At 35.2% G+C, this 23,955-nt stretch carries 1 protein-coding gene; it reads right to left on the reverse strand.

The features are described from left to right. Positions 1-5: 5 nt before the first annotated feature. Positions 6-23,942 carry an SDR family NAD(P)-dependent oxidoreductase gene (locus tag A8C32_RS20155; RefSeq protein ID WP_069828788.1) on the reverse strand — a complete coding sequence of 7,979 codons (23,937 nt, stop codon included), beginning with the start codon at positions 23,940-23,942 and terminating at the stop codon, positions 6-8. Between the last annotated feature and the right edge of the window lie 13 nt (positions 23,943-23,955).

The following is a 23,955-nucleotide window of genomic DNA, read 5'->3' on the forward strand; positions in this document are numbered from 1 at the left end:
TTGTTTTAAAAATTCTTAATAATCGAAATTATTTCCTTTAAAGAGTCTTCTGGGAGTTGATCTAAAATAGCATCTATGGAATCTGTAGAATCCATTTCTAATAGACTATTTACCATATTTTCTATATCATCATCAAACGCTTTATCTAAGAGGTTTTCCTCTTTTGTGAAAGCCGTTATCAAACCCTCTATATCTTCGTCTGGAATTTCATTTATAAAAGCCTCTATAGAATCTAAAGAGTTATTTGAAATTAGTGCTTCAATCATATTTTCTAGTGTTTCTTCATTTGTTTTTTGATAAAGTAGGTTCTTTTCAAGTTTTTCTATATTCTGACCAAATAAGACAAGATTTCCTTCAACATTATTTTCAAGCACACGATCAAAAATAGCGACCCCTTCTTTAGAAGGTAAAGGCTTTAAACCAAACTGAGTAAACAAATATTCGACAACCTCTTCTTTAGGGTACATTCCCCCATCAATCCATAATGGCCAATTAATACTATAGGAGTTACCGGATCTTTCACCTTTATCTTTCATCTCATTCCTGAATTTGACAAAATTATCCAAGTAGGCGTTTCCAGCTGAATAAGCAGATTGACCTGCATTACCGAATACTCCTGAAACTGATGAAAACAACATAAAGAAATCCAGAGATATATTTTTTGTAGCTTTATCAAGGTTCTTTGCTCCTTGAATCTTTGCATGAAGTACCTGCTCTACTTCAATTGGCATTTTATTGATAATTAGACTATCACTATTTATACCAGCACTATGAATAATGCCATCCAACTTTCCATGAGTTTTAATAATATTTTTAATAACTCTTGTAACAGATGTGCTATCTGTTACATCACAAGAAATATATTCTGAATTAGGAATACTTTTTAAAAGAAACTTTTTATCGTTTGAAAGTTCACTTCTTCCAGTCAAAATGAGTTTGGTATTCTTTGTTTTACTTATATGTTCTGCAAAAACAAAGCCTAATCCTCCTGCTCCACCAGTAATAAAATATATGCCTCCTTCCTTTATCTTAATGCCTGAAGGGTCTAAACTTGTAATTGGCTTAAAACACTTCTCCTCTCTAACATTATTTTTATAACGAATGTCTATGTATTCAGTCTGATTTTCAGATTTTAAGACATCAACTAACTTATCTATTGATTTGATAGATAGACTATCTACTCCTATCATTCTTCCGATAATCTTTTGGCTTTCTCTTTCTGCCGTTTTAAGCAGACCTGATACAAAACCATATTTTACAAAATCTTTATTATTATAAATAATGGTAATATCCTTAAAAACATTATTCTTAATTATTTTTTTAATCTTTTGAAATATCTCATTAAAATAATCAACCTCAACATGGTGTTTTAAAGATTCAGCTTCTAATCCTGATTTTTCTTTTAATATCTTGGATAGCTCCTCTGAGCCTCCTGCTAGCAAAACTAATTTTGATTCTTGATTGATTTTACTGTTTTTTATTTCTGGATCACATGTTTGCCAATAATCGGTATAATAATGTGTTTTAGTAGTATTTTCGATTAATTGAGGTTTCTTCTCAATATTAGGCTTTCCTACAACAGGCAATATTATAAAACTTCTAAAGCTTAATAAAACATCTCCTTTATCGGATAACAAATCAATATCATAGCTAGAAGTATTAACTTTCCTTTTACCACTATCTTTTTTACGAACAATACACCAACAAGTATCTAAAACATTTCCATAGATATTCACTTCTTTAACACTAAAAGGTACTGCAAGGTCTGAATTATCTTTTATTCCCATCTCCAATATGATGCATGTCTGCAAAGCAGTATCCATAATTCCTGGTTGCAAAACGTAATTATTTTGGCGGGGTAAGTTAATTTTTGATAAAGCAACTGTATCACTATACCAAAGTTTTTCTATTCCTTGAAAGCTTGATCCATAATCAAGTCCAATTTTTCTAAAAATATTATAACATTCAGAACCTTCCTTTTCATTAAATAACAGATTCTTAATCTCTTCTATATTTATCAATTCAGGAGAAACTAGAACTCTTGTACTAAGAACGCCTTGCCCGCAAATAGTACGATCTTCTTTAGTATTTTTTAAAACGGTATAGGTTATTTCACTATCTCCTTCTTCAGATAAACTAATTTCTATGGATTCCGGTTTTCCATTTACAGATATAGGGTTTGTCCAAATAATATCTTTTATCTGAGTAATGTCTGTTTCCTTACTTAAACACCCTGCTTCTCTGGCTAACTCTAAATAAGCAACTCCTGGTAACATTTTTTCACCTCCAACTTTATGATCTGTTAAAAATGATTCTAAACCGGTATACTTACTAGTAAAAAATTGCTTATTAAATTTAGAATTATTGAAGTGTAATAGCGGGTGTAGATAGTTGGTTGAATTTGATATAACAGGCTTATTTTCATCTAACTTTGGAATCCAATACCCAACTTTTTTAAATGGATACGTTGGTAAACTGATCTTATCTGGGCTATTTTCTTTATCATAAAGCGAATGCCAATCAATTGTTATACCTCTAACCCATAATTGAGTAAGTGATTTTGGTTGCCTTTCAGATAACACTGTTTTTATATATAGATCAAGCGCTTTCCCTTCTAATAAAAGATCGGAATTTTCATCTTCTACATTACCGACAAACAAATTGGATAGTATTCCAGAACTATAGGATATTAATCGATCTTTTAATTCTGTTAAATTATTAGCAACAAAAGCCAATCGCTCTTCCATGGGTTCTCTACCAACTTGTAATGTATAGGCTAGATCATAGATATTGGTTTCCTGGTGGTTATCCAAATAAGATTGTAAATTGATCACCAGTTCCTGTAATCTATCTTTGTTTTTTGCTGACAATACTATAGCTGCAGCATCCTTACTCTGGTAAGCCTGTCTTTCTTTAGGAACGTATTCTTCTATAATAAGATGGGCATTACTACCTCCTGCACCAAAAGCACTAATTCCTGCTAATCGTGGATTACCTTCAGGAGCTATCCAATCGGTCAAATCCTGTTGTACTTTAAACGGAGTGTTTTCAAAATCAATACGTTTATTTAATGTCTTAGAATGCAAACTAGGAACTAATTGTTTATGTTTTAACTGCAACAAGACCTTGGTTACGCCTGATATTCCAGCTGCAGATTCTGCATGTCCTATATTACTCTTAATACTTCCTATAGCACAATACTGCCCTACTTTACTACCTTTAAAAGCTTTACTTAATCCTGCAATCTCTATAGGATCTCCTAAACTGGTACCTGTACCATGTGCTTCTATATAACTAAAATCATCGGGTGAAACACCTGCTCGTTCAATAGCTTCTTGAATCACTCCTGCCTGAGCATTTGGATTTGGTACGGTATATCCATTAGCTTTTCCGCCGTGATTCAAACTACTTCCTTTGATAACGCCATAAATTTGGTCGCCATCTGCCTCTGCCTGACTTAATGGTTTTAATAGAACAGCACCAACGCCCTCTGAAGGAACGTATCCATTACCACCTTCACCAAAACTCTCACAACGCCCTTTATCCGAAACAAACATTTGCTGGCTAAGATTCTTATACTTATTAGGGTGAATACTAACATTAACACCTCCTGCAATCGCCATACTACATAGTCCATTGCGAATTGCATCTATAGCTAAATGGATAGAAACCAATGAGCTTGAACACATGGTATCCACTCCCATACTTGGGCCATGAAGGTTTAAACTATACGATACACGATTCGCTATACTACTAGGACTACACCAAGTTGAAAGCGGGTTTCCTTTTACTGTTTCCTCTGCTCCAAATAATTGATACTCTCCGTACATGACACCTGCATATACGCCTACATGACCACCTAAACCTGACCCTTGTGAAGAACGAACTTTAGTAAGTTGATCTAAGGTATAACCAGCGTCTTCTATAGTTTCCCAGGCAGTTTGTAAAAATAAGCGCTCCTGAGGATCCATAAGTTCTGCTTCACGAGGTGATATATTAAAAAACAACGGATCGAACTTATCAACGTTATCTATAAAACCGCCCCACTTACTAGCAATTTTGCCTACCTTTCCTTTTTCAGGGTCGTACATGCCTTCAACATCCCATCTCTCCAAAGGTATCTCCGTAATAGAATCCTTGCCCATTTTCAAGTTATCCCAAAAATCTTCTAAAGTTGCTGCGCCTGGATACCGACCACTTAATCCTATAATCGCTATACCCTCTTTTTTCACCGGATGTGATACCTCTACTATGTTTTCTCCTTCACTAGCAACAAACCGTTTTCTTGTATTAATTGATGCTTTTAAGTCTACCTGTTTAGGTTGGTATATTTTTTCGGGTTGACTAATTAAAACATCTTCTTTTTTAATATCGATTAGCTCGAGTAATCGATTAGGGTATTCTTGAATGAAATAGTCTGAAAGTTCCGATACATTATTATATTCGAAAAATAAGGTACTTGGAATATCTTCAAAAACTGTATTCAAATTATTTGTGAGACTAACTATCATAATGGAATCAACCCCATATTTCCCAAAAGGTATAGTGTCTTCAATACGATCTGGAGACAGTTTCAATGTCTTGGATAGTATATCTTTCAGATACCTATTAACACCTTCCTTCATTTTATCACGATCTAATTCTGTAATATTTGAAGATTTTTTCTGATCAATAGACGAAGCCTTATCTACTAAATTGATAGACAATTTTGATTTTTGTCCATACAGAATAGCTCCCTGAGAAACTTCCTGGCTTAAAAAAGTATTGAAAGCGTCTACACCATCTTTAGTTTGAAGTGCATATAGACCTATTTGATCCTTCATATACTGTTCAGTCTTTTCGTCAATCTGCATCACTCCTTCCTTCCATAAAGGCCAATTAATACTAATTGTAACACCTTTTCTCTTACCTTTTTTACGTAAATTATTTCTGTAACTCGAATAATTATCCATCCAAGCATTTCCACTTGAGTAATCGGACTGACCTATATTTCCAAATGCTCCTGATATACTACTAAAGAAAATCATGAAATCTAAATCCAGATCTTTAGTCGCTTGGTCTAAATTTTTAGTCCCAATAATTTTTGGAGATAGAACCGTTTCAGATTCATCTATAATTTCATTTTGTAAAATACGGTCTCGAAGAACTCCTGCACTATGAATGATTCCATCTAACCTCCCATGCGTGTCTACTATTTCTTTAATTAATTCATTAACAGAAGTACTATTGGATATATCACAACTACGGTATATTGCATTAAGGTTTTGTAAACTCGAATCATTAAGTCTGGACTTTTTACTTCTACCTGCTAAAATTAATTTAGTGTCTTTTGTTTCGGAAATATACCTGGCAAAAATTTCTCCAAGCCCTCCGCTTCCACCAGTAATTATATAAATACCACCTTCTTTGATTTCAAAACTTGAAGAACTGGTAAATGAATCCTTTAAAATTGATAATTCACGTACTTCTCTCTTAATTCCATTGTAACGAACTTCTTTAGAAACATCCCATTTTTCAGATTCGATAATTTTGTGTACAGTTTCAAAGTTTTCGATAGATGAATCTGGAATTCCAATAGTTTTACCAATTATTCGAGAATTTTCTCTATTTGCAGATTTAAGTAACCCACTTATAAAACTATAATTTACATAATCCTCATTGGAATAAATCACCGTTATAAAGTGTTTTGATTTGGCTGCAAATTTACTTTTCACCAATTCTTTACACTTCTTATAGTAATTTATCTCGTTATCTTCGTTAATAACGATAACTTCTATTTGTAATAATGTTTGTAACCTTTCTGCTAATTCAGCCGAACCACCAGCCAATACAATAAGCGGAGTATATCCTGCAAGAGTTAGTTGATCAAAACTGTTTTTTTCCTTCCATGTATTCTGATATAAATGTGTTTTTAATTCTTCAGATTCAATACCTGACTGAGAATCAATAGTATTATTCATATCTAACGGCACAACAACAAAATCTATAAAATTGAGCAAAACATCTCCTGAATTGGATAACAAATTGATATTATAACTGGATATTTTATCGCCCGTTTTATTTCTTGAGTTCTTCTTTACATAACACCAACTGGTTTTACTTACATCATCATAAATATTCACCTCTTTAACACTGAATGGTAAACTCAAACTTCTCTCCGAATCATTCAGGCTTGTACCAAGGCATGTCTGTAATGCACTGTCCAATAGTCCAGGTTGTAAAATAAATCCTTTTTCATTTGACAAATTAATCTTACCCAAAGACTCAGAATCATTATAATACAACGCTTCAATTCCTTGAAAACTTTCACCATAATTCAGCCCTAATTTTTTGAATATACTATAGCAATCAACCTTTTGTTTAGTATAACTTGTACGATTCTTTATTTCATTAATATTAAAAGAAGAGACTGAAGGCAGTAATGATTTTGATAATTTACCCCTACTATGAATCAATTCTTTATCTCCTGAGTTGCTATAAATCTCGTATCCTATAGATGACCCTTCTTCAAAAATGCTGATATTTATCTGCTTTTTTGTTTCGTTTATAGCTATCGGACTTAGCCAAGTTATTTCTTTAATTTGAGTGATTGGTGCGCGAAGACTTCTTTGACCGGCTTCTCTGGCTAGCTCGAGGTATGCTGCCCCTGGCAATACCTTTTCATCTCCAACTTTATGATCTAAAAAGTAAAGTTCTTTTCCTGTAAATGTACTCTGAAATTTTTGCTCTGTTAAGTCTGATTCATTACGATGTAATAATGGGTGCAGTTTTGATTCTGTATTTATATTGTTCAAACTTTTTGTTTGAGTCACCCAATAATGCTCTTTAGTAAAAGGATAAGTAGGTAAACTTATTTTATTAGGAATATCTCCTTTTTCATAAAGTAGTTGCCAATCAATTTTCGCACCTCCAACCCATAACTGAACTAATGACCTAGATTCCTTTTTTCTGATTGCTATCTCCATATAGCCTTTACCCGCTTCGCCTTCAAGCAAAAATTCGGAAGCCGTTTCTTGATTCTTTCTGCTAAAGAAAGTTCCTTTCTTTGAAGAAAGATACAGTTCCATTTCTTTTAATAACGAATCAATATCTTTTACTATAAAAGCCAATCGTTCTTCCATGGACTCTCTTCCAATCTGCAACGTATAGGCTAGATCGTAGATATTAGTTTCTTGGTGATTATCTAAATACGATTGTAAATTGATCACCTGTTCCTGTAATCGATCTTTATTTTTTGCTGACAATACTACAATCGCAGCATCCTTACTCTGGTACCCCTGTCTTTCTTTAGGAACGTATTCTTCTATAATAAGATGGGCATTACTACCTCCTGCACCAAAAGCACTAATTCCTGCTAATCGTGGGTTTCCTTCAGGAGTTGTCCAATCCTCTAAATCTTGCTGTACTCTAAACGGCGTGTTTTCAAAATCAATACTCGGATTCAATGTCTTAGAATGCAAACTAGGAACTAATTGTTTATGTTTTAACTGCAACAAGACCTTGGTTACTCCTGATATTCCAGCTGCAGATTCTGCATGTCCTATATTACTCTTAATACTTCCTATAGCACAATACTGCCCTACTTTACTACCTTTAAAAGCTTTACTTAATCCTGCAATCTCTATAGGATCTCCTAAACTGGTACCTGTACCATGTGCTTCTATATAACTAAAATCATCGGGTGAAACACCTGCTCGTTCAATAGCTTCTTGAATCACTCCTGCCTGAGCATTTGGATTTGGTACGGTATATCCATTAGCTTTTCCGCCGTGATTCAAACTACTTCCTTTGATAACGCCATAAATTTGGTCGCCATCTGCCTCCGCCTGACTCAATGGTTTTAATAGAACAGCACCAACGCCCTCTGAAGGAACGTATCCATTACCGCCTTCTCCAAAACTCTCACATCGCCCCTTATCTGAAACAAACAAGTTCTTACTAAGGTTTTTGTATTTATTAGGATGTATACTTACATTGACTCCTCCTGCAATGGCCATGCTACATAATCCATTACGGATCGCATCTATGGCTAAATGAATAGAAACCAACGAACTTGAGCACATTGTATCTACTCCCATACTTGGACCGTGAAGGTTCAAACAATAAGAAACACGATTCGCTATGCTACTAGAACTAAACCAAGTAGCCATTGGATTACCTTTTACCGTTTCTTCAGCTCCAAATAATTGATATTCGCCATACATGACCCCTGCATATACGCCTACATGACCTCCTAATCCATCTCCTTGTGAAGAACGAACTTTAGCTAGTTGATCTAAGGTATAACCTGCATCTTCTATGGTTTCCCAAGCGGTTTGTAAAAATAAACGCTCTTGAGGATCCATAAGTTCTGCTTCTCTTGGGGAGATATTGAAAAATAACGGATCGAACTTATCTACATCATCTATAAAACCACCCCATTTACTGGAAATCTTTCCTAACTTTCCTTTTTCTTGGTCATACATGCCTTCAACATCCCATCTCTCTAAAGGTATCTCTGTAATAGCATCCTTTCCCATTTTCAAATTCTCCCAAAAATCCTCTAACGTAGCGGCTCCCGGATAACGACCACTTAACCCTATGATCGCAATATCCTCCTTTACAGAACGTCCTGCATCAAAAGAATGCCCTTTACTAGAAAAGCCTACAGCACGTTTCCTGCGACTTAGGGTTTTATCTATATTCCCATCAATCTTTGGCAATACTTGTGTTACACTACCTCTATCATCCTTATTTAGACCTGTAAGTTCTAATAATTGTTTGGTATATGTTTCTGCAAAATAAGTCGACAGGCTGCTTATTGTTTGATATTCGAAAAGTAATGTAACTGGTAAATCCTCGAAAACTTCACTCAAACGGTTTGTTAACTTAGAAACCATAATAGAATCAATCCCATATTGAGAGAAAGAATCTTCTGTATCAATCCGTTCTTGTGATAGCTTTAAAACAGATGAAAATATAGCCTTCACGTATTCCGTGGTCGCTTCTAATAACTTATCTGTTGCTTCTACAGAATTCTCTACCCTGTTCTCCCTCGAATCTGATACTGTTTTTAACAACGAACGCTCCAAACGATCTTTATATCCATAAAAAACAGCACCCTGACTAATCCCTGTAGATAAAAGATGCTCAAAAGCAATAACACCATCAGAAGTAGCTAGAGAAAGTAGGCCTGTTCGAGATTCCATATGTTTCTCAATATCCTTGTCTATCCTCATGCCACCTTCTGTCCATAAAGGCCAGTTGATACTCAAGCTAAGCCCATGTCTTTTGCCCCTAGATACCAAATCATTACGATAAACAGCGTAATAATCCATCCAAGCATTACCACTCGAATAGTCTGCTTGACCTACATTACCAAAGGCTCCTGCTGTACTGCTGAAATACACCATAAAGTCTAGATTGAATTCTTTGGTAGCTTCATCTAAATATTTAGTCCCTAAAATTTTAGGGGCGAGTACTTGAGCGGCTTCATCGATAGTTTTGTTTAATAAAAAGCTATCTCTAAGTACTCCTGCACTATGGATAACTCCATCCAATTTGCCATAAGTATCCTTTATATAGGATATCAAAGTGGACACTGATTCCTTATTACTTACATCACAACTATAATAAATAGCTCCAAGAGAAGCTAATTCTTTATCGTTTAAACGACTTTCTTTTCGTCTCCCTGTTAAAATCAATTGCACTCTCGGAGTCGAAGAAAAATAGGTTGCAAAAATATGCCCCAATCCACCACAACCGCCTGTGATCACATAAACACCGTTTTCTTTAATTAATAAATCCGTGGAAGTATCTTCTGAAGGTAAGGCTTCTAAATTACGAACCTCTCGTAGATTGCCTTGGTAACGCACCTCTTTATTTGCATCTAAAAACTCAGAAGTAATAGTACTTCCTATATCATCCAGTTCCTTAACAGATAAACGCTCTAAGCCTATAGTCTTACATATTAATTTAGGGTTTTCTTGCTCTGCTGTACGCAATAATCCTGTGATAAAGCCATAATTTAAATACTCAGAATTACGATATACAACAGTGATGTATAATAGATCTTTGGTTTCTAAATTAGATTGTACTAATTCCTGTAACTTATTATAAAAAGTTAACTCATCAGATTCATTTACGGTCATAACATTGTAGCCCAAAGATTCTCCAAGTTTTTCGGATAAGCTAGTGGAACCACCACATAACACAACTAAACCATTAGCTTCAGGTATCTCAGAAGTACTATTCAAAAGTTGAACATTCCAAGTATTGCCATATATTAGAAGCTCTGGGGAAGTTGCAGATGGACTTCCTGAATCGATACTAACTGAATTTTGTATACCATCCAATGGTAAGGTCACAAAATCTCGCATGCTTAACAGTACCTCTCCTAACTCAGATAATAAATCAATGTCATAACTTGATATCTTACGATCGGAATTATCAGAACTCTTTCGAACATAACACCAAACGGTTTGAGAAACATCACCATAGATCGTAACTTCTTTTATGCTATAAGGTAAATTAAGATTGATCTCAGAATCGTTTAAGCTAAGACCTAGACATGTTTGTAAGGCACTGTCTAAAACTCCTGGTTGCAACACATAATTACTATCTCTGGATAACCCTATCTTACTTAGGCATCCTTCTTGATTATAATATAAGGTCTCTACGCCTTTAAAACTCGTACCATATTGAATTCCTAAATCTTTAAAAATTTCATACCAAGAAGTGCTATCTTTTTCTGAAGAAAAACTAGAAAGCAACGATGAAATTTCATAGGACTCAGGAGAAGTTAAATTAGCAGTACTCAAAGAACCCTCACTGTGAATTAATTCAGAATCTCCTGAACCACTATATATTTCATAACCTAGTCCTTCGGCATCCTCGAAAATACCAACTTGTACCTCAACAGGGTTGCTATTGACTCTTATTGGCTGTAACCACTTAACATCGCGAAACTGGGTTATAGGAGCCTCCAACGAAAGAGATCCTGCTACACGAGCAAGTTCTAAATAAACTACGCCTGGTAAAACTTTATCTCCTTGAACAGTATGGTCTGATAAAAACGACTCTTTACCTGTAAATATACTTTGGTATTTTTGCTCTAATAAACTAGATTCATTACTATGCAACAAGGGATGTAACAGCCCCTTTCCTCCTATAACTGGTGATAAAATATCCGATACAGGAATCCAATAACGCTCCTTCGCAAAAGGATATGGAGGTAAACTAACAATACTAGGTCTGTTATTCTTATACAATAAACCCCAATCTATAACCGCACCCTTTACCCACAATTGGACTAAAGCAGCATATTCCTGTTTAGAGATAGCTGTTTCAATGTAGGCTTCTCCTGCTTCTCCTTCCAACGAAAAAGAGGAATTTTCTTTCTTACTATTACCAATAAACAAACCAGATATCTCTCCAGAACTATAAGCCCCTAAACAACCTTTTAATTCCGTTAAACCATCAGCAACAAAAGCCAATCGTTCTTCCATGGACTCTCTTCCTATTTGTAAAGTATAGGCTAAATCATAAATATTAGTTTCTGGATTTTTAATTAAATAGGATTCTAAATTAATTACCTGTTCCTTTAATCGATCTTTGTCCTTTGCTGACAACACTATAATCACTGCATCCTTACTCTCATAAACCTTCTTTTTTATTGGAACGTATTCTTCAATAATAAGGTGAGCATTACTACCTCCAGCACCAAAACTGCTTAATCCTGCTAAACGTGAACGTCCTTTAGGAGATACCCAGTCCTCTAATTTTTGTTGAACCTTAAACGGTGTCTTTTCAAAATCTATATTTGGATTCAAACGTTCTGAATGTAAACTAGGAACTAATTGTTTATGTTTTAACTGCAACAAGACCTTGGTTACGCCTGATATTCCAGCTGCAGATTCTGCATGTCCTATATTACTCTTAATACTTCCTATAGCACAATACTGTCCTTCTTTACTACCCTTAAAAGCTTTACTCAATCCCGCAATCTCTATGGGATCACCTAAACTTGTTCCTGTACCATGTGCTTCTATATAACTAAAATCATCGGGTGAAACGCCTGCTCGTGCAATAGCTTCTTGAATTACTGCAGCCTGAGCTTTTGGATTTGGTACGGTATATCCATTTGCCTTACCACCATGATTAAGACTACTGCCTTTGATAACTCCATAAATTTGGTCGCCATCTGCCTCCGCCTGACTTAGTGGCTTTAACAGGACAGCACCTACGCCCTCTGAAGGAACGTATCCATTACCGCCTTCTCCAAAACTCTCACAACGCCCCTTATCTGAAACAAACATGTTCTGACTAAGGTTTTTATATTTATTAGGATGGATACTTACATTAACACCTCCTGCAATGGCCATGCTACATAATCCATTACGGATCGCATCTATGGCTAAATGAATAGAAACCAATGAGCTTGAACACATCGTGTCAACCCCCATACTTGGACCATGAAGGTTCAAAGCATATGATACGCGGTTCGCGATACTACTAGGACTACACCAAGTGGATGTTGGATTTCCTTTTAGAGTTTCTTCTGCTCCAAACAACTGGTATTCACCATACATGACACCTGCATATACGCCTACATGACCACCTAAACCTGACCCTTGTGAAGAACGAACTTTAGTAAGTTGATCTAAGGTATAACCTGCATCTTCTATGGTTTCCCAAGCGGTTTGTAAAAATAAACGCTCTTGAGGATCCATAAGTTCTGCTTCTCTTGGGGAGATATTGAAAAATAACGGATCAAACTTATCTACATCATCTATAAAACCACCCCATTTACTGGAAATTTTTCCTAACTCCCCTTTTTCTGGATCATACATGCCTTCAGCATCCCATCTGTCTAAAGGTATCTCTGTAATAGCATCCTTGCCCATTTTCAAATTCTCCCAAAAATCCTCTAACGTAGTGGCTCCCGGATAACGACCACTTAATCCTATAATCGCTATATCCTCTTTTATAGAATTCCCTCCTCCAAAAGAACGTCCTTTCTGAGAAGACTCCTTTGAGCGTTTCCTCCGACTTATACTTTTATCTATATCTTCAAAATCAACCTTTGATAAAACAGGGGTAATTTCTACATGTTCTTCGTTAAGCCCTGTAAGTTCCAATAAACGTTTGGGATAAGATTTTGAAAAATAAGCTGATAAACTACTTAACGTTTGGTGTTCGAATAGTAATGTAACTGGTAAATCTTCAAAAACGTCACTCAAGCGGTTTGTTAACTTTGAAATCATTATAGAATCAATTCCATATTGGGAAAAAGAACTTTCAATATCTATACGCTCTGAAGGTAACTTTAGAACTGATGAAAATATGGATTTCATATAGTCTATGGTAGCCTCTTGTAACTTGTCTGTTACTTCTACTAAATTATCCTCAGTCTCCACCTCCGAACTTGGGGTTATTTTTAACAACGAACGCTCTAAGCGATCTTTATGTCCATAAAAAACAGCGCCTTGGGTAATACCTCTGGATAAAAGAGAGTCAAAGGCTATAATACCATCTGCTGTAGGTAAAGAAAGTAAGCCTGTTCGAGATTCCATATGCTTCTCAATATCCTTATCTATACGCATACCGCCTTCTGACCATAAGGGCCAGTTAATACTCAAACTAATACCATGTCTCTTGCCTTTTAACACCAAATCATTACGATATGATGCATAGAAGTCCATCCAAGCATTACCACTTGAATAATCTGCCTGACCTACATTACCAAAAACACCTGCTGTACTACTAAAATACACCATAAAGTTTAAAGCCAAATCCTTGGTTGCTTCATCAAGATATTTAGTACCTAAAATCTTTGGTGCGAGCACCTGTGAGGCTTCTTCAATAGTCTTGTTCAATAAAAAACCATCTCGAAGAACGCCTGCACTATGGACGATACCATCTAAACGACCATAGGTATCCTTTATATGTGATATTAAACTAAATACATCCTCTTTATCACTTACATCACAACTATAATAAACGGCTCCAAGAGATAATAACTCCTTATCATTTAAACGGCTTTCTTTACGTCGCCCTGTCAAAACCAATTGAACGCCTGGTGTAGAAGAAAAATGGCTTGCAAAAATAAGACCTAAGCCTCCACAACCTCCAGTAATCAGATAAACACCGCCTTCTTTAACTGGTAAATCTGTGAAATCTGTATTTAATGGTAAGGCTCTTAAACCACGAACTTCTCGTTCTCCGTTTAGGTAACGAACTTCTTTACCTGCATCCAAAAATTCGGAATTAATAATATGTTTTAAATTATCTAATTCTTTAACAGACAAACTGTCTATGCCTATGGTCTTACAAGTCAATTTGGGATTCTCATGCTCTGCTGTTCGTAATAAACCTGTGATAAAACCATAATCCAAATATTCCGAATTACGGTACAATACAGTGATTCGTAATGGAACTTTGGTTCCTAAATTGGATTGTATTAATTCCTGTAACTTATTGTAATAAGACAGCTCATCGGGTTCATTAACTGTAACAACATCGCTCTCTAAAGATTCTCGTAGCTTATCTGATAAACTAACTGAACCTCCTGATAAAATAACTAATCCTTTTTCTTCTGATGATTCCGAAACAGCATCCAAAACCTGAACATTCCATGAGGAATCATATAAATGAAGCTCAGGTATTATGTCTGTCAAACTATTTGAATCTTTATTACCCTGATTATGGAAACCATCCGCTGGCAAAGTCACAAAATCTCGCATACGCAATAAAACATCGCCAGACTCGGATAATAAATCAATATCGTAACTCGATACCTTATTTGTATGGTCGTTGCTACTTTTGCGAGCGTAACACCAAACGGTTTGGGAGACATCCCCATAAAGGGTAACTTCTTTTATACTATAAGGTAAACCTAAACTCAAATTATCTAAACTAAAACCTAAGCACGTCTGTAAGGCACTATCCAAAACACCTGGTTGCAACTCATAATCACTATCTCTGGATAAGCCGATCTTACTTAAGCAGCCTTCTGGGCTATAATATAAGGCTTCTACACCCTGAAAACCAGAACCATATTCTATACCTAGATCTTTGAATATTGTATAAAAAGATGAACCTGACTTCTCTGATAAAAAACCTGAACGTAGTGCTGAAATATCATAAGGCGATGGTGCTGAAAAATCGCCATATCCCAAAGTTCCCTGACTATGAATTAACTCTGATTCTGCTGAACCGCTGTAAACTTCATAACCTAATCCTTCTGAATCTTCGAAAATACCAACTTGTATTTCAAAAGGACTCTCATTGACGCTTATTGGATGTAACCACTTAACATCTCGAAACTGGGTGATAGGAACCTCCAATGAAAGTGATCCCGCAAAACGCGCAAGCTCTAAATAAGCTACTCCAGGTAATGTTTTTTCTCCACGAACATTGTGGTCTAATAAAAACGACTCTTTACCTGTAAACGTACTGCTAAACTTTTGCTCTTCTAAATTAGATGTATTTTTATGAATTAGTGGATGTAAATAGCTATCACCTCCTAAAACTAGCGATGAAGATTCTGAGAAAGGTACCCAATAACGCTCCTTAGCAAAAGGATACGTAGGCAAACTAACTCTTTTGGGTTTTCCTTTAGCATTATACAGGATTTCCCAATCTACATTAAGACCTGCTACCCATAAATCTAATACCTTTTCGTATTTTTTCTTGTTTATCCAGGATCCTATAACTTTTTGAATATCATCATCTACCCCCAAAACCCCTACGAGTGATTTATCTCTCTTAGTGTTTCCACAATAAATATTTTCTTTATAATTTTTATTTTCAAGATATGCAACCAAATTATCCTCCAACTGACTCAGGGATGTCACTATCATAGCCATCCGCTCCTCCATAGCTGAACGCCCTACTTGGAGAGTATAGGCTATATTTATCAAATCCTTATCTGAAAACTCTTGTCTTTTCAAAGCTTTCAACATGTTTCCTGCTTGCTCTTTTAATTTTACCTCATCTTTGGCAGAAAGTAGAATTATAGCCGGATTTTGTTTTGTAGTTATAATCTCAGCACCTCTCTCTTCAGCAGGTACATATTCCTCAATTATTACGTGAGCATTTGATCCTCCTGCTCCAAAAGAAGAAAGACCTGCTCTTCGTGGATATTCCTTTGTCCTTCCATTTTCTGTAAGTTCCACGCTCTTCCATTCCGCAAGTTCTTGTTGCACTACAAAAGGTGAATTATTAAAATCTATATTGGGGTTTAATTCTTTAGAATGAAGCGATGGAACTAATTGTTTATATTTCATCTGCAACAATATTTTTGTTATTCCCGCCATCCCAGCAGCACTTTCGCAATGCCCAATGTTTGATTTTACCGATCCTATTGTACAAAATTGATTTTCTACTGCATATTTCTTAAAAACCTTTGTTAAACCAGCAATTTCTATAGGATCTCCTAAACTTGTACCTGTTCCGTGAGCTTCCATATAATTAATTGTTCCTGGGTCAATTCCTGCATTGTTCAAGGCTTCTTCAATAACATCAGCCTGAGCATTTGGATTGGGTACTGTATATCCATTTGTCTTTCCGCCATGATTTATTGCTGTCGATTTAACAATTCCATATATGTGATTACCATCTTCAATAGCCTTAGACAAAGGCTTTAATAATACTGCACCTACGCCTTCACCTGGCACATAACCATCTCCTCCTTGACCAAAGCTTTCACACTTTCCTTTACTTGAAGCAAAATTTCCTTGCGCTAATAACAAATATTTGTTTGGATGAATAGATATATTAACGCCTCCTGCTATGGCAAACTCACATTCAGAATTATGTATGCTTTGACAAGCCAAATGCAACGCGGAGAGAGAAGATGAGCACATGGTGTCTACAGTCATGCTTGGACCATGAAGGTTATAAAAATATGATACCCTATTAGCAATTGAAGCAATATTACCTGATATTGCTAATGTGTTTCCTTTGGCTTGTTCCTGAGCTCCATAAAGTTGATACTCCTGAAACATGACTCCCGCAAATACGCCTACACTTCCTTCTTTACCTCCTTCTTGAGTATTCATCAAACTCTCTTTAGAATACCCTGCATCTTCAATAGCTTTATGTACACATTGCAGAAAAAGTCGTTCCTGAGGATCCATCATTTCTGCCTCTAGAGGCGATATATTAAAAAATAGAGGATCAAATTGATCGACACCATCCAGAAAACCTCCCCATTTAGTATAAGTTTTACCTTTTACATGTCTATTTTCATCAAAATACAAACTGGAATCCCAACGTTCCTTCGGAATTTCTGTTATACAATCCTTACCATTCTTTAATACGTTCCAAAACTCATTAACATCTTCTGAATCAGGATATTGACCTGCTAATCCAATAATCGCAATATCTTCTTTCTTTAAAGGTTTTTCTTTTTTTGAACTGTTATTTTCATAAGTAAAGCGCGTTCTTTTACGCCTTACTGCTTCAATTTCTACCGGCTTCTTATATGCTTTAGAATTATTAGAGGATGTATTTGTTTCTATGACCTCCTTATCTAATCCTAACAACTCTATGAGTTGAGTGTTAAAATCTTCAAGGAAATACCCGGTTAACGTCTTAATACTTTTATATTCAAAAAACAATGTTTTGGGCAATATTCCAAAAACCTTCTCTAAACTCGAGGTCAACTGCATGATCATTATTGAGTCAATACCATATTTATCCATGTGAGCATTGGCATCTATCTCTTTAACTGGTAATCTAATAAAAGATGATAGTAAGTTTTTAAAATAATTTACAGCCTTTTCCTCAAGTAATTCTGGTGAAATAGTAGGTAAAGCCATTAAAGCATCTTTTTTCAACGACTTTTGTAATGATTCATTAAGTGTTTGCTGTTTTATAAAAGCATTTATTTTTTCTTCATAGCCTTCTATCACCATTACTTGTGCTTTGCCAGATGCAAAGGCACGATACAAAGATTCTAACCCATTAGAAGTCTTCATTGGCAACATGCCCATATTTTGTTTCATCAAACCTTCAACGTCTGAGTTTACCTGCATACCTCCTTCTTTCCATAAAGGCCAATTTACTGATAACGTATGTCCAAAACGCTTTTGAAAAGTTAGAAGGTCATTTCTATAGACTGCAAAATTATCCATAAAGGCATTAGCTGCTGAGTAATCTGCCTGTCCTGGGTTTCCTAAACTACCTGCTATGGATGAAAATAAAATAATGAAATCAAGTGGTATTACGCTGCTTGCCTTATCCAGGTTAATCAAGCCATGTACTTTTACCTGCAAGACTTCTTTCAATTCTGCTTCTGTTTTTTTAATAATGTAATTATCATGTATTATTCCAGCACTATGAATAATACCGTTCAGTTTACCGAACCGTTCTACGATATCTTTAATAAGTATCTGAACGTCATTAATTTGTGTTATATCAGTCTGCTTGTATTCTACAATTGCACTATCTCCTTCAAGTTTCTGGATTTTCTTTTTCCTTTCTTCATTCAAAACAGAACGCCCTGTAAGAATTATAACTGAATGTTCTGCCTTGCTAATAATTTCCTGCGCAAATAACATTCCCAAACCTCCCATTCCTCCAGTGATAATATAAACACCGTCTGTTTTCCATAGGTCTTCTTTATAGGAATAGTCTTCTATCGTATTCCAATCAAATGTATAGCGTTTATTATTCTTGTGCTGTATGAATGCTTCCCATGGACGATAGCTATTATCGTTAAGTAAAGCTGTTGTTACAACTTTCCAGAAATCAACACCAATAAATTGCACAATACTATTCGGATACTCTTGAAATGCAGTCTTTAACATTCCTACAAGCCCCATAAAAGTTTTTTGCTTTCCCTGAGTAGATGCTACAACCTGTATAAATATTTTTTTATTAGAGCCATCTTTAATAACACTTTGTAATTCTTTAAATAATTTCAAAGTGTAGTTTGTATATCGCTCCTCTATTTCCTGTTCTTGAGTCTTAAATACAATACTCCGAACTCCAATAGATTTTAATTCTGCTTCAACTTTTTCAACTAAAACCTCTTCTGGTTCAATTAATATAAGTAAGCGCTCATCAAATTCCATTTTGTCATCTTTTCCAGAAAATGGGTGTTCTTTCCAGTCTGGAGTAAGTATTAATGTCTTAGCTTCACTTTCATCTTTATTTTTTCCAAAACTATTTTCTACTCTTACAACAGCAAGTTCTTTTATGTTTACACACACATTACCCTCGTCATCACACAGCATAATATTAAACGTGTTGATTTCTTCTTGCTCTGAACCGTAATTGCAGTGTTCAATTTTTGCCCACATTTTTGAACTACAGTTTCCATGAATTTCAACTTCTTTTATTTTATATGGAAGCGCCAAATGCTGCTCGTCTCCAGTTACAAAAACAGATGAAGCATGGAAGGCCGCATCGAGTATCCCTGGGTGAAGTACGAATTGGTTCAAACTTCCCTCTTCAGAAGAAGGTAAATTTAATTTTGCCAGTGCAACACCTTCACCTAAATGAATTCCCTCTACTCTCATAAAGCTTGATCCATAGTCAATACCTTTCTTATTAAAACGGCCATATAACTCTTCTGCTGTAATCTTCGTAGTACTACATGTGGCTCTTATACTATCCAAATCCAATATTATAGGATCAACAGATTCAACTATTAAACAACCTTGACTATGAAGGGTGGTTTCCGAATGATTATCTGGACTTTCAGTATACACCTCATAATCAATACGTTCATTCTCTTCTATATAAAGTGCTATATGTAACTGAACGGGTTCTTTATCAACTACAACAGGATGATTCCAGGTTATATTGCTGATTTTAAATCCGTTATTAGCATGCTCTAATATTCCATATGAATTCTCCAGTGATGCTCTTGCCATTTCCAGATAGATAACACCAGGTAAAACGCGTTGTCCGTTTACAATATGATCTGACAGGAAGAATTCTTTACCTGTAAATGTTGTACTGAATCTTTGTTCGGAAAAATCTGAAGTATTTTGCTGTAATAAAGGATGAATAGCTCCAATTGTTTCCCTATTAAAAGAAAAATCCGTTTTTAGACCTGAATCTGGAATCCAATACCGCGTTTCTGCAAAAGGATAGGTAGGAAGGTTTATACGATATGGCTTATTTTTTTTATATAATAAATGCCATTTTATATTTGCTCCCTGTGCCCAATGTTGTGCTATTTGATTAAACTTATTTTTGGCAAACCATTTACCGATTAACTCCTGTGAATCCTCATCACTTCCTAATTGGCTTTCAATGCCCTTATCTTTAGAATTGTTTCCATACCAGTAATCTTCAATATCATTATTCCCTTCAATGAATAAATTGACTTTTTCTTTCAATTCCTGTATACTCTTCACCAAAAATACAACCCGTTCTTCCATATCATTACGTCCAACTTGTAATGTATAGGATAGGTTTAACAGATTCAATCTTTTATCTGAAGTTACTTCAAGATAACCAATAAATTTCTGTACACTTACAAGTAAACGCTCCCTGTTTTTCGCAGAAAACGGGATAATTACCTTTTCAAATTTAACGGATTCTTCTTCATTTACAGGAATATGTTCTTCGACAATAACATGGGCATTTCCTCCACCAAAACCAAAGGAACTAATCCCTGCTCGTCTTGGAATTTCTTGCTCATTCTCATTTTTCAATTGTTCCCATTCCTGAGTTTTGTCTATTATATAAAAAGGTGTTTTCTCTAAAGAGATATATTTATTCAGCTTATCAAAATGCAAAATACCTGGTAACGTTTTTGCTCTAATAGATAATAGCACTTTAATAAATCCTGCAATTCCTGCAGCGGACTCACTATGTCCAATAACGCTTTTGACCGCACCAAGACCACAAAAAGGAGTTGACGCGTTGGCACCCATCTCCTCAAACGCTTCTTTAAGCGCCTGAAATTCAATTGGATCTCCTAACGACGTACCTGTACCATGTGCTTCTATATAGCTGATTGTATCTGCTGGAATACTAGCTCCTTTATAAGCTGACTTAATCAATTGTTTTTGTGCATTCAAATTAGGTGCACGCAATGAATTTGACTGGCCATCATGATTAATCGTCGCTCCTTTTATAACTCCATAAATGGTATCATTATCTTTCAACGCTTCTTTATAAGGCTTCAACAGTACAGCTCCATATCCCTCGGAGCGTACAAATCCATCCGCACTGTCGTCAAAGGTCTTGCAATGGCCATCCTTTGATAACATCCCTGCTTTATGGCTTGCGATATAAATACGAGAAGAAAGAATAAGGTTAATTCCTCCCGCGATAGCCATTGAACACTCCCCTTTGTTGATCGATTCAATTGCATGATGAATTGCAACTAACGAACTGGAGCACGCTGTGTTTATCACCTCACTAGGTCCATGAAAGTTAAACCATCGGGATACTCTATGAGGAATCATACTCATATGAAGCCCTGAGTCTATGTAGGCTCCATAAATATCTATTAAATCTGGTCTTTTTGATATTAATTCGGCATAATCATTGGAATGCACACCAACAAATAAACCGATATCTTTATCACCCAAAGTAGCAGGGTCATAGCCTCCATCTTCAATAACGTTCCATGTAAGTTGCAATATTTTTCTTTGTTGTGGATCCATACTCTCTGCCTCCAAAGGAGATATCCCAAAGAATCCTGCATCAAACTGATCTACATCCTTAATAAAACCACCCCATTTAGGTTCAAAATCAACGGATTCATCATATAAACTCTGATAATCTTCGATTACCTGAGGACGACTTTGAGATATTGCTGAGATGCAATCTTTTTTATTCACTATATTTTCCCAGAATAGTTCTGGGTTTGTTGCTTCGCCTGGAAAATTGCAGCTAATACCAATCACGGCAATATTTGTATCCTCTTGCTTTGTGTTAACTTTATGATATGTTTTTTCCTCCTCAGGTTGTTGAATATTAGAAACATCTGGTCTCTCAATTTGGGTTGAAAGATATTGTGCGAGTTTATCTATGGTTCGATGCTTAAAGAACATTACCGGTTCAAACTTAATATTAAATTCTTCCTCTATTTTTCTGGAAACTTTAATATATTTAATTGAATCAAAACCAAGTTCACCAAATGATATTTTGTTTTCAATCTTTGTCGATTCTATATCTAGTACATTAGAAAACACATCATCTTTGAGCTTCTTTAAAATTTCATTTTCAAAATCTTGATAATTAAGTGATACAGGTTTAACCGCTTCTTTTTGAACAGTACCTGTTTGATAATTATAAAGAGGCGAGAGTTTATTTTCTTTGTATAAGTTTCTACAATTTTTTCTTTGAATCTTACCACTTCCTGTCTTCGGAATTGTTCCTTTCTTAACTAAATTTACTTCATATACTTCAAGCATATATGCTTCAGCTACACAATTCAAAACTTCCTGAGATAAGTTCTTATATTCTGTGAGGTTTAAAGCTTCTGTTTCCTGAACAATAATTATTTTTTCTTGTTGATCCAACTCACATGAAAACACACATAAAGGTAGCATAAGGTCGGGAAGCTTATTTTTAATAACCCACTCAATGTCAACAGGATGATAATTTTTCCCATTAATAATCATAACCTCTTTTTCTCTTCCTATAATATATAGATGATTCTCTTGTATAAACCCAAGATCTCCAGTCCTAAAAAAACCCATTTCCTTAGAACCTTCTATCGTTCTATTAAATATTTTTTTAGTCTCTTCTAGTTGATTAAGGTAGCCTTTACCAACGGATGGACTCTTAATCCAAATTTCTCCTACTTCATCTGGTTGACATGTTTTGTTTGTTTCTGGATTAACACACAATATTTTAACATCTTCATTAATAATTCCACAACTTGAGACTGACTTGCTTATATTATTTTTATCAGATAATTTAATTACTCCTTTTTTTAGGCTTGGGATATCCAGTGAAAGAAAACCTATTTTATCGGTTGGTCTCTTTGTTGTTACAGAGCCTACTTCTGACATGCCGTAATGCGGGCAGAACATATTATTTTTCAGTCCTAATACTTTAAATTTTTTAACAAAATTTTCATAAGTTTCCTTTCGCACCGGTTCTCCTCCACAAATAATTCCCTTAAGCGAGCTTAAGGATATCCCTTTAAGGTTAGTAACGTCTATTGATGAACAACAATAATCGAAAGCAAAATTAGGTGCTGCTGTATGGGTAGCCTGATATTTACTAATTATTTCAAACCACTTATATGGATTACTCACAAAACTGTCTGGAGGCAAAATGACACTTGAAGCACCTTTTAACAACGGCGTAATAAAATTAAAAAACAATCCAAAACTATGAAACTGTGGCATCCATGAAACGATACAACTTTCCTCTTGAATGTCCCATTGCTCAACTCCCTGCATTGCTTGACTCATTATATTGCTTTGGGTAAGCATCACTCCTTTGGGTTTTGATGTTGATCCTGATGTATATAATAAAAGCGCAATATCTTCTAAATTTGATTTTCTTGGTTTTTCAAATTCTATATTACCCTCTTCAAGTTCATCTACGCATAAAATAGAGGTGTTTGCAAAATCACTATTTTCTTCCAGTAATTTCTTAAAATTTGTATCGGTTATAATACATTTTGCATCTGAATCCTGAAAAATAGGTAAAATTTTATCTTTAATATTAACTCCTCCATCAATGCTCACCAAAGCTGTAGGTATTGCTGTTACATTTGCATGGAAACACGCCAGAAGACTACTAATATATTCCATGCCTTGTGGTAATAAAATAATAACTTTGTTCTGAGGTTGGAGTAATTTTTGAAGGATACTACTTACTAATACAATTTTCTTTACTAACGTTTCTCCAGTTAGATAGGTTAGGTTATTGTTATCATCTTGGAAAGTAAATAGCTTCTTATCAGTATACTTTTTTGATAGATTCTTATAAAAAATTGATGATGTAAAAGGGCGTTTAATATTATGTGTCATAATGTCTATATAA

It is taken from the genome of Flavivirga aquatica, from assembly GCF_001747085.1.
Classification (GTDB): domain Bacteria; phylum Bacteroidota; class Bacteroidia; order Flavobacteriales; family Flavobacteriaceae; genus Algibacter_C; species Algibacter_C aquatica.

What these genes read in the sequence shown, in the direction of transcription:
- A8C32_RS20155 (WP_069828788.1), bottom strand. Translation starts at nt 23,942, where the DNA reads ATGACACATAATATTAAACGCCCTTTTACATCATCAATTTTTTATAAG.